Origin of the sequence: Rickettsiales endosymbiont of Trichoplax sp. H2, from assembly GCF_009690945.1 — a bacterium.
In the GTDB taxonomy this organism is placed as follows: Bacteria; Pseudomonadota; Alphaproteobacteria; order Rickettsiales; family Midichloriaceae; genus Aquirickettsia; species Aquirickettsia rohweri.
In genome coordinates, this window is sequence record NZ_NPHZ01000013.1 from 1 (window position 1) to 13,771 (window position 13,771).

General features: G+C 27.9%; 16 protein-coding genes. All 16 read left to right on the top strand.

The window, feature by feature from the left end:
• On the top strand, positions 1 to 351 hold a 351-nt coding region (locus h2es_RS07240; protein ID WP_154512719.1), incomplete at its 5' end, for a helix-turn-helix domain-containing protein.
• A 226-nt stretch (positions 352 to 577) separates the two neighbouring features.
• Positions 578 to 1,288: a COG3415 family protein gene (locus h2es_RS07245; RefSeq protein ID WP_154512721.1), complete on the top strand. Its 711-nt coding sequence runs from the start codon at positions 578 to 580 to the stop codon at positions 1,286 to 1,288.
• Positions 1,191 to 2,243 (top strand): Mu transposase C-terminal domain-containing protein, encoded by a 1,053-nt coding sequence (locus h2es_RS07250; RefSeq protein WP_230204300.1) that lies wholly within the window; start codon positions 1,191 to 1,193, stop codon positions 2,241 to 2,243. The genes h2es_RS07245 and h2es_RS07250 overlap by 98 nt, the downstream gene beginning before the upstream one ends.
• Positions 2,237 to 2,968, top strand: coding sequence for a TniB family NTP-binding protein (locus h2es_RS07255; protein WP_154512726.1), 732 nt, complete (start codon positions 2,237 to 2,239; stop codon positions 2,966 to 2,968). The genes h2es_RS07250 and h2es_RS07255 overlap by 7 nt, the downstream gene beginning before the upstream one ends.
• Positions 2,965 to 3,132, top strand: coding sequence for a hypothetical protein (locus h2es_RS07260; RefSeq protein WP_154512728.1), 168 nt, complete (start codon positions 2,965 to 2,967; stop codon positions 3,130 to 3,132). The genes h2es_RS07255 and h2es_RS07260 overlap by 4 nt, the downstream gene beginning before the upstream one ends.
• A complete protein-coding gene (locus h2es_RS07265; protein WP_154512730.1) occupies positions 3,132 to 3,416 on the top strand; it encodes a hypothetical protein in 285 nt (94 codons plus the stop codon). The genes h2es_RS07260 and h2es_RS07265 overlap by 1 nt, the downstream gene beginning before the upstream one ends.
• A 347-nt stretch (positions 3,417 to 3,763) precedes the next feature.
• The gene (locus tag h2es_RS07270) at positions 3,764 to 4,045 is read left to right on the top strand and encodes an AbrB/MazE/SpoVT family DNA-binding domain-containing protein (protein ID WP_154512732.1); all 282 of its coding nucleotides are present in this window, start codon (positions 3,764 to 3,766) and stop codon (positions 4,043 to 4,045) included.
• Entirely contained in the window at positions 4,038 to 4,427 is a 390-nt protein-coding gene (locus h2es_RS07275; protein WP_154512734.1) for a type II toxin-antitoxin system VapC family toxin, read from the top strand. The genes h2es_RS07270 and h2es_RS07275 overlap by 8 nt, the downstream gene beginning before the upstream one ends.
• Positions 4,427 to 4,990 carry a recombinase family protein gene (locus h2es_RS07280; RefSeq protein WP_154512736.1) on the top strand — a complete coding sequence of 188 codons (564 nt, stop codon included), beginning with the start codon at positions 4,427 to 4,429 and terminating at the stop codon, positions 4,988 to 4,990. Before h2es_RS07275 ends, h2es_RS07280 begins: the two co-directional genes overlap by 1 nt.
• 221 nt (positions 4,991 to 5,211) lie before the next feature.
• Positions 5,212 to 5,805 (top strand): YncE family protein, encoded by a 594-nt coding sequence (locus h2es_RS07285; RefSeq protein ID WP_154512738.1) that lies wholly within the window; start codon positions 5,212 to 5,214, stop codon positions 5,803 to 5,805.
• Between the two features lie 19 nt (positions 5,806 to 5,824).
• The gene (locus h2es_RS07290) at positions 5,825 to 6,160 is read left to right on the top strand and encodes a DMT family protein (protein WP_154512740.1); all 336 of its coding nucleotides are present in this window, start codon (positions 5,825 to 5,827) and stop codon (positions 6,158 to 6,160) included.
• Between the two features lie 524 nt (positions 6,161 to 6,684).
• Complete coding sequence (locus h2es_RS07295; protein ID WP_154512742.1) at positions 6,685 to 7,596, top strand: tyrosine-type recombinase/integrase; 912 nt, start codon at positions 6,685 to 6,687, stop codon at positions 7,594 to 7,596.
• Positions 7,589 to 10,519, top strand: a complete 2,931-nt coding sequence (locus tag h2es_RS07300; RefSeq protein ID WP_154512744.1) for a Tn3 family transposase — start codon at positions 7,589 to 7,591, stop codon at positions 10,517 to 10,519. Before h2es_RS07295 ends, h2es_RS07300 begins: the two co-directional genes overlap by 8 nt.
• Positions 10,479 to 11,558, top strand: coding sequence for a Fic family protein (locus h2es_RS07305; protein ID WP_230204301.1), 1,080 nt, complete (start codon positions 10,479 to 10,481; stop codon positions 11,556 to 11,558). The genes h2es_RS07300 and h2es_RS07305 overlap by 41 nt, the downstream gene beginning before the upstream one ends.
• Positions 11,559 to 11,784: 226 nt before the next feature.
• Complete coding sequence (locus h2es_RS07310; RefSeq protein WP_154512748.1) at positions 11,785 to 12,927, top strand: Fic family protein; 1,143 nt, start codon at positions 11,785 to 11,787, stop codon at positions 12,925 to 12,927.
• Between the two features lie 99 nt (positions 12,928 to 13,026).
• Positions 13,027 to 13,296, top strand: a complete 270-nt coding sequence (locus h2es_RS07315; protein ID WP_154512750.1) for a hypothetical protein — start codon at positions 13,027 to 13,029, stop codon at positions 13,294 to 13,296.
• The last annotated feature ends 475 nt before the right edge of the window (positions 13,297 to 13,771 follow it).

Sequence of the window (13,771 nt, forward strand, 5' to 3'; positions counted from 1 at the left end):
CTTAACACTATTGATAAATTATGGGATGCTAAAGCAAACACAGAAAAAGGCGATTATCTAGAGATATTAACAACTTTAGTAGAAAAATATGAAGAAGAACATTATGATATCTCAGCTCCTGATCCAATAGAAGCAATTAAATTTATAATGGAGCAAAAAAATATAAAGCGTACTGAGTTAGAAAAAATTCTAGGAAGTAGAAGTAGGGTTTCTGAAATATTAAATAAGCAAAGAAAATTAAATTTACGAATGATTAGGAATCTTCACAACACGTTAAATATACCATATGAAATTTTAGCAGAAGATTATAAAACAACTAAAGAAAATCAAATGAAGTATGAATCATTATAAAGTAATATACAAAAAACTTTTACAATAGGCATTCAGTTATAATTAGTGCAATAATCAAATACAAGATTTATTGGTGAAATTTCATACTAATGTCATTTTTCAAAGAGGAGTTCAGCAGCATGTGTTGGAAGCCTGATAAATTCATAGAAAAAATATCAAAGAGGAGTTCAATTTTATCATATACAAGTTCAATATATTATGATTATATCAAAGTAGAGTTCAATATATGCAAAATTATATAAAAATGGAGGATATTTCTAGAATTAATGATAAATTTTGGGGGTTAGGCGAGCAACGTGCTAAAATTATCGTACCTCTAGCTAAAAGCAAGGTTTGTTCAAGAAGTATGGTGTTAGAAGCGGCAAAGGAGCTTGGATTATCGACACGCTACGTATACAAATTAATTCGAAATTATCGCGAATCTCAAGGTTTAATTACTTCTATAATTCCTCAAAAGCCAAATGGTGGTAAGGGTAGATCACGATTATTTAGACAACAAGAAGATGTTATAAATGAAGTAATTGATAAGTTCTATTTAAATTCGCAAAAACTTAGTGCTGCAAAAATTACAGAAGAGATAAGAAAGCAGTGTTTTGAAAAACAAATTAATGCACCATCAGAAATTACTATACGTAGACGTTTGAATTCAATTTGTTTGACATCATTAAAAAAACGAGGGGACGATAGTAATAAACTAATAACCCCTATTATTGGGAATTTTCCACAAGTTAATTACCCGTTAGATGTGGTGCAGATTGACCATACTTTAGTTGATATTATAATTGTTGATCCTGTAGAAAGATTACTTATTGGCAGACCTTATGTTACTTTTGCTATTGATGTATATAGTAGGTGTATTTGCAGGATTTGTTCTGTCATTAGAAGTTCCTTCTGCTGTATCAATTGGGTTATGCTTAATACATATTGCTATGGATAAAGCACCTTGGCTTGCGATGCTTGGGATTGATGCGTTTTGGCCAATTTTTGGGAAGCCAAATATTATTCATGTTGATAATGGCTCTGATTTTCATAGTAATGCACTGAGTAGAGGGTGTCTGCAGCATGGCATTAAGATAGAACATAGACCAATAGGAAAGCCGCATTATGGTGGTATTATAGAGCGTGTTATAGGAACAATGATGAAGCTGGTTCATACTTTACCTGGAAGCACTTTTTCAAATATTAAAGCAAAAGGTGATTATCCTTCTGAAAAAAAGGCTTGCCTCACACTTTCTGAACTTGAAAGGTGGTTGATTATAGCAATTACGAAATATTATCATTTACGTTTGCATAAAGGGATTTTTCAAACGCCAATAAAGTTATATGAGTCAGGGTTAGAAGTGATGAAGCAGGAAGGTATAAAGTTATCTTCTATAAATGATAAAAAGGCTTTTTTAATTGATTTTTTGCCTATAATATACCGCTCTTTAAGAAGAGATGGCTTTATATTAGATCATATTGTTTATTACAATAACTCTCTTCGTTCGTTTATAGAGAGAAGAAATAAATATGGAAAATTTTTAATCCGTCGTGATCCTAGAGATTTAAGTAGAATTTATGTTTATTTGGAAGAAGAAAAAAGTTATCTTGAAATACCATATCGTATTTTATCTCATCCTGCTATCAGTTTATTTGAACATCGTATTGCCTTAAGGAATCTTAAAGCAAAAGGTAAGGAACAAGTAAATGAAAATAATTTATTTAGAGCGATAGATGAAATGAGCCATATAGTTAAAAGCGCAGCATCTAAAACACGTGGCATGAGAAAAAATAGATCTCGCATACATGAAAATGCTAAAATCCAAAAACGAACTTCAAAAACAGAAATTACCAATGAAGAAAATATTGATATCGATAATACCAAGGCTTTTGACAATATAGAAATATGGTAAAAATGAAGCATCTCCTGCCGAATATTCGTGAAGTCACTTCATTATCTATAAAAGAAAGAATTGAGAAAATAAGAAACGAATATTGGATAGGATATAGTAAAGCCCAAGAAGCATTGAGCAGAATGGAAGAATTATTAAATTATCCTAAAAGAATAAGAATGCCTAATATGCTTCTTATTAGTCCAACAAATAATGGGAAAACAATGATTATAGAAAAATTCAAACGAAATAATTTGTCGTACACATCAGAAAATGAAGAACATGAAGTAATTCCTGTGTTAAAAGTGCAAATGCCATCTAATCCTTCTGTGAGAAGATTTTATGCCGTTATTATTACTGAATTAGGAGTACCTGTCACATATAATAGTACTGCTCAATGTGAAAGTATATGTATCAAATTAATGAAAGCAACAAAAGTAAAAATGCTTATTATAGATGAGTTGCATAATATATTAGCTGGTAATAATAATATACAAAGAGAATTTTTAAATGTTCTAAGATTTATTGGTAATGAAATGCAGTTACCAATAATTGAAGTGGGTATCAAAGATGCATATTTAGCTATCAGAAGTGATGATCAATTAGAGAATAGATTTGAACCTTTTATACTGCTAATATGGCAAAATAATAATGAATTTATCAAGCTGTTAAAAAGTATTATGATGATTTTACCTTTAAAAAAGCCATCACAGTTATTAGATGCAGAGGTGCGCTCTATGCTTTGAGTAAAAGCGAAGGAAGTATTGGAGAAATTATGATAATATTAACCAGAGCAGCAAGTGAAACTATTATATCTGGAAAAGAGTTTATTGATTTAGAAATTTTGGAAAAAACAAAATATAACCCTCCTAGTGAGCGTCGTAGGCTTTATGAGAGTGTATTAAATTAATGGATAAGAGATGGCCGTTACATCCAAAGCCTGGTGAATATCAACTACTATGTTGTTGGATTAGGGAGATGTCGGAAATTTATAAAGTTAGCTATAAAAGTTTTTGTAGAAATGCCCTAAAATTAACAGAGAAGGAAATAAGTGAATTAAGGAGGGTATTACCAGAAAAAGCTTTAATCATATTATCAAAAGGAACAGGAATACCAATATGGGATTTAAGAAAAATAGATTTACATGGAATATTTAGAAAAATTGAATTGGACTTAGAAAAAATGATTAAGTAAAATCCCGAACCATTTAATAAATATTTAGATAAGTTTTTCTATAAAAGCTAAAAGTAAGTTTATGGACGGCAATCATTTAAGGACTAGTTTTATGGACAGTGATAATTTTGGAAAAAATAAGAGTGTTATTTGTCTATACGGGGCTTATTAAGTTTGTTTGCAAGTATTAATTTTTATATCATTCTAAATGAACTTTAAATTATGTAGATCAGTAGTCTATAAAATGAACAATTGGTGGATTGCATCTTGCTTATTTTGTATAAGTGATATATAATTACTTGTATAACAATATAATTATACAACATTTTAGTAATAAAGATGAATAACTTTAAAAAGTAAATTAAACAATGACTACAGAAAAAATAATAACTAATTTAGATCAGCATGGTAGAATGCTTATACCTTCAAATATAAGAGAAAGGTTTAATATATCTCCTAACGATAAAGTGACTATAGAATTAACAGAAGATGCTTTAGTAATAAGAAATGTTGATTATATTATTAATGAGATGAATGCTATCTTTACAAAAAACCAAACTGTCAAAAAAGAAAATATAGTAGAAGATTTTATTGAGGATAAACATAAAGATTTAGAGATAGAACAAGCACGAGAGAATGCAAATGAATAATAAAATTATTTTTGATGCTTCTGCAGTAGTTGCTTTGCTTGCTAAAGAAAAGGGTTTTGAAGTGATTAAGAGACATTTAAAAAATGCAATCATATCAAGTGTTAATATATCAGAAGTCTATAAATATTGTATTGATAAGCAAAATCTAACTGCTGATGAATGTAAAAACATTATGAGAATTTCAGGAATTAAAATTATAGACTTTGATGAAAAACAAGCGCTCATTGCAGCAGATATTTATCCTAAAACCAAAGAATATGGACTATCACTTGGAGATAGAGCCTGTATAGCTTTAGCGATTGAGAAAAAATACCCTATTTTAACTTGTGATAAGATATGGGAGAAAATTAATTTAGATGTTAAATTCATAATGGTAAGATAATGCCTGATATACTAGGATATGCACGTGTATCAACAGAAGGACAGGATTTGGAAGGTCAGAGGCAAAGATTAAGAAAAGCAGGTGCACTAAAAATATTTGAAGATGTAATTAGTGGAAAAATATTTATAAGAAATGGTTTAGAGAATTTAATTGCATATGCCAGGCCAAATGATTTACTTTGCGTTGTTAGGCTTGATAGATTGGGACGAAGTTTAAAAGAGCTATTAGAAACTGTTGAAATGTTAAAACATTATCAGATAGGATTAATGTCATTAGAAGAAAAAATTGATACTTCATCTGCAGCTGGAGAATTAATATTTCATGTATTTGGAGCAATAGCACATTTTGAAAGAAGGTTAATATCTGAACGCACTAAGGATGGACTTAAAGCTGCCAAATTAAGAGGAACAAAATTAGGCAGACCAAATCTTGATATGGAGAAAATAGAGACAGCATTAAAACTCATAAAAGATGGTGATCCAGTTACTAAAGTAGCAAAACAATTAGGCTTAGGTCGTTCTACTCTTTATCGTGAATTGCAATATTCTAAAGCCTCTAATTAAAAAACAAATTGTTGCTGAATTGCACTTTGATAATCTGCTGAACTCGCCTTTGAAAAATGACAACTAAAAAAACGGCTATATATTATAAAAACAGAAGGCTGAGATAAAAAATGGCGAATAAATCAATTTTCAAGCGTTTTTAAAAATTTTTAAGATGTTATTTAATTATTTGACACAATTTTTTTAGTATTTATACTTGAGTTTATATTTATTATTATTTTATGAAATTTTTAAACATAATTACTGCTTATACTGTATTATTAGTTACTAATTTTATTATATTAGCAGATGCCTATGCTGTTACTGAATTAGAAATTGGAGATGCTTTTAGTGAGCCTGTGATTGATTCAAAGAACAATAGGGCTTATGTAACTCAAAATTTATTAAAAGGCAAATTATTAATCATGGATTTAAAAAATAACTTAATTAAAGATCAAATCTCAGTTAATAGTCATCCTTTTAAGCCAGTTTTAAGTCAAAAACACAATAAGTTATATATTATAAGTAGGTCTAAAAATATTATAGAAGTATTTGATTTAAGTAAATTGAAGCTTTTTAAAAAAATAAATCTTATATATCAACCTGATGGTGGAAGCGTTGTTTCTAATAATTTATCCCGTATGTACATTCCTCATGATAAGCAAGGAAAAATATCTGTTATAGATTTAAAATCTAATATTGTAATTAGTACAATAGATATAGGCACTAATATTAACGGTAAGCTAGTTTTATCTAATGATGAGTCAAAATTGTTAATTTCTAGTCATAGTGCTGGTGTAATTTATATCATTAATTTAACGCAAAATAATAATTAACATTATAAAAGTAGTGAATATGGTATTAATAAAAGTGCTAATACTGTTAACAATTTCTAATTTATTTATGATTTTTGCATGGTATGGGCATTTAAAGTACAAGAGTCAAGATTTATTTTTATTTATAGTTATAAGTTGGATAATAGCTTTGCCAGAATATATATTCCAAGTTCCAGCTAATAGATTAGGTTATCAACAATTTAATGTATTTCAATTAAAAGCTTTACAAGAAATTATTAATCTAGGTATTTTTATATTTTTTTCGATAATATATTTGAAAGAACCTTTTACTATAAAGCAGTTTATAGGGTTTATATTTTTATCTTTAGGAGTATATTTTTGCTTTAATAAATAATATTAACACCAATTTTAAATTAAGATTTAATAAAGTTATCATGATGAAGATCATTCAAAAGTGAGGGCAAAATAATAGATAAGAAGTTAGGATATGGATTTTTTAAGATATGATATTGGATATAGTGCTTTTTTTATTTAAGCCTACTTCTTATTTGTATATTCTATAAGGCCTGGAACTAAATGTTATACTCTCAGTAGTAAAGGTTAAAGTAGATGTTATTATTTACCATTAAGATTATTTTGGCTATAATTACAAATATAGACAAATTAGGCATTAGAAAGACTATACATTTTTAAGAGTGATACCCCTATTTATAGGGGAATTAGTCAATGCGTATTGAACGAAGCAAAGCCTATCTTTGAAGTTGAGAAAGTAGATAAATTTTCTAGTTCAAGGAGTATTTGTATTATGCGTCCAAGTACAATTGGATGAAGTGTAATATAAAAATATGTTGTATAGGATGTATTAATATAGTACGTTAAGCTATGTAATAAATATACATCCTATACATACAACATTAAATGAAAGAAAAAAATATTGAATTATTCAAAAAATATTTAAAGGAAAGAGATTTATCAGATAGAACGATAAAAAATTATTTAAGTGATATTCTACATTTTCGAAAATGGTTAACAGATTTATATCAAGAAGAAAGAGATTTAGAATCTACGGAACAAGATGATATAAAAGCATATAGGCAGGAGTTATTAGATATAAAAAGGCAAAAGGCAACGTCAATTAATAGAAGATTACAATCTATTAAAATATATTTTAAGTTTTTAAACATAATTTTAAATTCAGTAAATGACCCTGCAGAAAAAATTAAATTTGTAAGAAGAGGTAAGCCCAATAAACCACAAAGTATAAACAGAACAGAAGCACATTTATTGTTAAATGCAGCAAAACAGTCAAGATATGGTTTAGCAAGGCGCAATTACGCAATAATACAATTAATGTTGCAAGCTGGACTTAGGGTGGGAGAAATATGTAGATTACAGATAAGAGATATAAAAATAAATGAGAGATCAGGTTCTGTAAGAGTCATTGATAGCAAGGGTATTAAAGAACGTGAAGTACCATTAAACTCTAGTGTAAGAAATGCTTTAAAAGAGTATTTAAAAGAAAAAAAAGATGTTAAGGAAACAGATTATTTATTTACTAGTAAAAGAAGGACTGGGATTACAGTTCGTTCTTTGCAACTTGTCATTGATACGATATATAAAAGATCTAAAATAGAAAGAATTAAGGTAAGTGCACATACTTTAAGACATACATTTGCAATAAATTATTTGCATTCTAATCCGAATCAATTAAGTGAATTAGCATTATTAATGGGGCATGATTCAATAAATACAATGTTGATATATACAAAAGCATCAAAAGAAAAATTAGGTTTAGCAGTAGAAAAGACAGAGGTCAATATATATGGGTGATGTAGTAGAGAAACAAAATGTTATTGAAGTTCCAGAAGAAGAGTTATTAATAAATTGGACATTAATACCATCGGAGATAGAGTTTATTTATACCGCATGTAAAGGAGAAAATAATTCTATCATATGTTTTGCATTACAGTTGTGTAGCTTAAAGAATAACGGAAGGTTTATCGATAATTATAAACAGGTTGAGTATAAAATAATTCAACATTTATCACAACAATTTGGTGTTAAATATATAGATAGGCTAGAGAATGAAATTTCAGAAAGTAGTGAATATATATATCGCAAGAGAATAAAGGAATTTTTAAATTATCAAGACTATGATAAAAAAGTAGAACTAGAGCTTCAAGAATTTATATTGTCAAAACTTAAAGAAAAGCTGTATGTGAGAAATAGTTTATTAAAAGAAGCAGAAGAGTTTTTGATAAAATTAAAAGTAATTTTACCAACAAACAAAAGTTTAGGGAGAAAAATTGCAAAAATAAAGCAAGAGTCATTGATAAAGATATACGAAAAAATATCAAAATTAAATACAGAAAAAAAATTAAGAAAATATGATAAGTTATTAAAATCTAAAGGTAGAGGATCATTTACAGAATTTTTTAAGTTTAAGCAATCGGCACCAGAGGCAACAGCAAAAGTAATAAATGAATATTTAGATAGATTATCAATATTGCTAAAGCTAAAAGTGCATAAGCTAAATTTTGAAGATATAGATCAGGAATTGATTATATCAATAGCTAAGCTAGTAAGTACATATGATGCAGATTCCTTAAGAAAAATATCACCTTCAATAAAACGCTACGCCTATATCACATGTTTTTTAGTAGAATGTTATAAACATATAGTTGATAATGTTATAGATTTAAATAATCAATTACTAGCAAAAAAGAACAGAATTTCTAAAAATAGTTTAGATTTAAAGATAAAGCCATTGCGCAGGCAATCTACTAAAAGTATAGATATATTATTAGATACAGTGCAAAGCTTATTAGAATATACTACCCCAAAGAAGGTTACTTTAGAAGAGTATAAGGATAGTTTAGATGTAGAAGAAGTAAGAGAAGCTGTGAAAGAATGTAGAGAACTGAATGAGCTAGAAAAATATGGGTATTATGATGAATTATTATCTAGATATAGTAATTTAAGAGAATACACAAAAAGGTTTTATAAACTAGATTTTAAAGCAACAAAGGGATCAGAAGATATAATAAGATCAATAAAAATATTACAGCAATTAAATGAAAATAAAATAACAAAAATACCTGAAGATGCTCCTATAGAATTTGTTTTTGATTCTTGGAAGGAACTATTATATGATGAAAAGGGAAATATAAAACAAAAGACATGGGAAATATCTTTATACTTTGCAGTCAAGAAAGCATTGGGTAATGGAGATGTATATATAGAATTTTCTAAACATCATCGTAATTTCTGGAACATGATATATAGCAAATCAGTTTGGAAAGAAGAAAGGAAGGAATCATATAGAAAGTTAGAATTACCAAAGAATTTTAAAAACATCCTAAGAGTTTTAAAAAAGGAATATAAACAGTATTTTAATCAAGCAATAAAGAGTTTTAATAATATTGATAGTTTTGCATATATTAGTAAATCGGGAGAATTAAGATTACGTAAAGATGATGCTCTCCCAATATCAAATAAAGTAAAAAAGTTGAAGCAATTATTGGAATCAAGAATGCCAATAATAAGAATAGAAGAATTATTATATGAGGTAGATGAGAGAATTAATTATACAAAGAATTTTAAAGCAATGGTGGGGTATGAAGGCAAAGAACATGTTGAAAAGAATCTTTTATATGCATCATTAATAGCCCATGGAACAAATATGGGATTATATGGAATATTTAATAGCACAAAAGACATTGATATAGAGCCATTAAGGACAGTATCAAGATGGTATATGCATGATAATGCTTTATTAAAGACAAATAGATATATAGTAAACCAGCATAATAATCATCCACTTAGCAAAATATATGGGAGTGGTAAAATCTCAAGTTCAGATGGTCAACGTTATAGAATAAGAAGTAGTTCGAGTTTAGCAGCATTTTACCCAAGGTATTATGGCTACTATGAGAAGGTAATATCAGTATATACCCATATGTCAGATCAATATAGTGTATTCAATACACAAGTTATATCTTGTTCAGTAAGAGAGGCAACATATGTATTAACAGGATTATTATTCCATGGCACTCAATTAGAGACAGAGTTCCATACAACAGATACTCATGGATTTACGGAAATAGTATTTGCACTATGTTATTTATTAGGTCTAACATTTTGTCCTAGAATTAAAGGAATAAAATATCAGCAATTATATAAACTTGATAAAAGTATAAATTATCAAGGATATAATAAGTTATTCAGTGGATTTGCAGATATTGGTAATGTTCCTAAACAATGGGATCAAATAGTAAGAGTTGTAGCATCTTTAAAAAATGGTATAGCACCAGCGCATATAATAGTACAAAAATTAACTAATAGAAGTTCATCTGACAATCTAACCAAAGCATTGATAACTATGGGAAGGATAATAAAAACCATATATATATTTAGGTATATTTCTGACTCTACACTTAGATATAAAGTTTACTTACAGTTAAACAGAGGGGAATCAAGGCATAATTTAGCACAACATGTATTTTTTGCAAATCAAGGTATTTTTAAAACAAAAGAATATGTGCAAATAATGAATAAAGCTAGTTGCCTTAGTATATTATCTAACCTTATTTTATATTGGAATACAATCAAGCTTTATCAAATTATAGAAGAACTTAAAAATGAAGGATATGAAATAGATAATAATGATCTAGCTAAAATATCACCATTATTATTTAAGCATATCCTTGTGCATGGAACATATAGTTTTAAGAGGCAGGAACATGCTATATAGACCTAAATTTACAATTACAAATAAAATTACAATTGCAATTAGTAAAATAGAACGAGCTAGAGGTTTTTTTGATGCGATAAATTTGTCTAAAGAACTTTTATTGCAACTACAAAATAGAGCATTGGTATTAGAAGCCTATCATACAACCCATATAGAGGGTACACAGTTAACGCTTGAACAATCGAAAAAGGTAGTTAGAGGAGAGAGTATAGAGAATGCAAATCCAGATGATATTCAAGAAGTTAAAAATTATACTTATGCTTTTAATTTAGTTAGTGAATATTTAAATGATGGGAGTCCAATCACTGAATCTTTAATAAGAGAAATACATAAAAAGCTTGTATATCAAGTGCGTGGCAATACAGCAGCGCCTGGAGAATACAGAAAAATACAAAATTATGTAGTTAACTCAAAAACACAAGAAATTATATACACACCTCCTCCTGCATATGAGATTGGAATAATGATGCAAGAATTAATAGAATATATTAACAAAGTTACTGATATTAACGATATTATTATATCAGGAATAGCACAATTCCAACTAGTTCACATACATCCATTTTTAGATGGTAATGGTAGAACAGCAAGGCTACTTTCTACACTTTATTTATACAAGAAAGGATATGATTTTAAAAAGTTATTTACCTTAAGTGAGTACTATGATCGCAATAGATTAAAGTATTATGAGGCTATACAAAGTGTGAGAAATAATGATATGGATATGACTGAATGGCTTGAATATTTTATACATGCATTAGCATCACAAATATCAGAAATACAACAAAAAAGTGCTACATTTACAAAATATGAATATTTAAAAGAAAATCATAAATTATCTGAAAGACAAATTAATGTAATAATGTATATAATAGAGTTTGGAGAAATAAACATAAGGATTTATGAGACTTTATATCCTAAAGTAAGCAAGAGAACTTTACAAAGAGAATTAAAAGAATTAGTAGATATAGATTTGTTAGAAGTAAAGGGAAATACTAATAATAGAATATATACTCTAAAACTTATGACAAACATATGACAGAACTTATGACAATTATACGTCCAATACATACTAATCTTTCAACATTATGCATCCAATATGCATTGACTGAAAATTACACCAATCCGGACTGCATACCTATTACTAAAAATAGTTATTTTTGATAATATGTAAATTTATTACTTTAGTTATTGCTAATAAGAAATATACTTGTTATCATTTTTTAAATATTTTGCTAATAATATTTATTAATAAATTTAATTAAATGGAAATAAGAAGTTCTAGAATTGGAAAAATAGTAAAATCACTTGAAGGATATAATGCCTTTATTCCTAATATGTTACCACCAATAATTAGTTGGAATGAAAAAGTAATATATTCACTATCACGTGCAGATTTTTTACTAGGTAAGTTATCACGTGAAGGTAGTAAATTACCTAATCCTCATCTTATGATAAGACCTTTTATTACAAGAGAAGCTGTCTTATCTAGTAAAATAGAAGGAACACTTGCAACGGTAGGTGAAATACTTGCTCATAATGCAGGTGTACAGGTAAAGCAAGATGTAAATGATTTACAAGAAGTACAAAACTATATTACTGCACTTGATTATGGTATAGAACGGCTTAATGAATTACCATTATCACTCAGGTTAATAAAAGAGATTCATCAAAATTTAATGCAAGGTGTGAGAGGTGCACATGCTATGCCAGGTGAATTTAGGCAAACTCAAAATTGGATTGGTTCACCTGGATGCACCTTACATACTGCAAAATTTATTCCCCCTCCTGTTGATTATTTAGTGGATTGTCTCAAAAACTTTGAAAAATTCTTACATAATAGACAGTTACCAGTACTAATTCACATTGCGCTTTGCCATTATCAATTTGAAACCATACACTCATTTTTAGATGGAAACGGAAGAATAGGTAGATTATTAATTACATTATTACTTATAGAACAAAAAATACTGCCATCTCCTATTCTATATTTGAGTGCATTTTTTGAAGCAACACGTGATGAGTACTATAAGCAATTATATAATTTGAGCAAAAATGGAGATTGGAATGAATGGTTTATTTATTTTTTAAATGGGGTTGCTGAACAGTCAAAAGACGCTTTATCTCGTGCTGAAAGAATTAATGAGTTATTGAATAAGTGGAAAATGGAAGCAGCACAATCTGGATCTAAAGTGGCAGTACAGATAGTAGAGCAATTTGCTGTAAATCCATATTTAACAATCAATAAAATCTCAAAAGAGTTAGATATAGCTTATAGTACAGTTCAAAGAGGTGTGGAAAAACTAGAAAAGAATAACATTATTAAGCAAACTAATGATAATAAGCGAGACAAAGTTTATTGCGCTATAGAGATATTACATATATTGGAAGAACCAGTAAGTTTGTAGAACTTTGTTGCAAACTGCTTAGGCCATAGGTTAGAGAAGGTTTCTGTCGCAGCAAAAATTCATCCTAAAATTTCACAAATATTAATCGATGATTTAGAAATGGAGATATTGCCAAAAGCTAAAAAAAAGATAGAGACAAAAAATTGCTCATTAATAGTTATTGGAAAAATAGCAGAAGATATAAGGTGGCCAGATGATGAAGATGAAATAATGAGATCTATAGTACATTATAGATTAGATTCTGTATTTCAAATAGAGATATTAGAAAAACCAGAAGGTGCAAAAATAGGAAATTGGATAAAAATTTACGGAGAAATTGATTTTGTTTTAGCTAAAAATAAGAAGAGTGATATCAACTATGTTAAGTGATAAAATTTAAGAGTTTAAATTTTTATCACTTGAGATTTCGGCAGAAAATTCCATATTTTAGTATTTGCAATTATAATTATTTTGCGCATTAAAATTGTTAACACGACCATTTTCTTTTTTCCCTTAGAAATTATAGATCTTTGACGTGAAGACTATATAGGTTTTAGTAGTGCCAATGAAATTTTATACTAAAAAAAAGACTATATATTATAAAAATAGAAGTCTGAGATAAAAAATGGCAAATAAATCAATTTTAAGCGTTTTTATTGTTTTTATATATATTTATATATATTTATCAAAATAGATAGATTAAATCGCATTTATGGAAGAGAAATTTTTCACTATTTTAAAAATTTTGAATTATTAGAGCATAAATTTTCTAAAATCACTTTTTAAAATCATAATAATTTTTACAAAAACAAAATTTGTTAAATAAATAATAATGTTCTATAATGACCCTTATAAAACACTATAA

What these genes read in the sequence shown, in the direction of transcription:
- h2es_RS07245 (WP_154512721.1), top strand. Translation starts at nt 578, where the DNA reads ATGCAAAATTATATAAAAATGGAGGATATTTCTAGAATTAATGATAAA.
- h2es_RS07250 (WP_230204300.1), top strand. Translation starts at nt 1,191, where the DNA reads ATGTATATAGTAGGTGTATTTGCAGGATTTGTTCTGTCATTAGAAGTT.
- h2es_RS07255 (WP_154512726.1), top strand. Translation starts at nt 2,237, where the DNA reads ATGGTAAAAATGAAGCATCTCCTGCCGAATATTCGTGAAGTCACTTCA.
- h2es_RS07265 (WP_154512730.1), top strand. Translation starts at nt 3,132, where the DNA reads ATGGATAAGAGATGGCCGTTACATCCAAAGCCTGGTGAATATCAACTA.
- h2es_RS07270 (WP_154512732.1), top strand. Translation starts at nt 3,764, where the DNA reads ATGACTACAGAAAAAATAATAACTAATTTAGATCAGCATGGTAGAATG.
- h2es_RS07275 (WP_154512734.1), top strand. Translation starts at nt 4,038, where the DNA reads ATGAATAATAAAATTATTTTTGATGCTTCTGCAGTAGTTGCTTTGCTT.
- h2es_RS07280 (WP_154512736.1), top strand. Translation starts at nt 4,427, where the DNA reads ATGCCTGATATACTAGGATATGCACGTGTATCAACAGAAGGACAGGAT.
- h2es_RS07285 (WP_154512738.1), top strand. Translation starts at nt 5,212, where the DNA reads ATGAAATTTTTAAACATAATTACTGCTTATACTGTATTATTAGTTACT.
- h2es_RS07290 (WP_154512740.1), top strand. Translation starts at nt 5,825, where the DNA reads ATGGTATTAATAAAAGTGCTAATACTGTTAACAATTTCTAATTTATTT.
- h2es_RS07295 (WP_154512742.1), top strand. Translation starts at nt 6,685, where the DNA reads ATGAAAGAAAAAAATATTGAATTATTCAAAAAATATTTAAAGGAAAGA.
- h2es_RS07300 (WP_154512744.1), top strand. Translation starts at nt 7,589, where the DNA reads ATGGGTGATGTAGTAGAGAAACAAAATGTTATTGAAGTTCCAGAAGAA.
- h2es_RS07305 (WP_230204301.1), top strand. Translation starts at nt 10,479, where the DNA reads ATGGAACATATAGTTTTAAGAGGCAGGAACATGCTATATAGACCTAAA.
- h2es_RS07310 (WP_154512748.1), top strand. Translation starts at nt 11,785, where the DNA reads ATGGAAATAAGAAGTTCTAGAATTGGAAAAATAGTAAAATCACTTGAA.
- h2es_RS07315 (WP_154512750.1), top strand. Translation starts at nt 13,027, where the DNA reads ATGGAGATATTGCCAAAAGCTAAAAAAAAGATAGAGACAAAAAATTGC.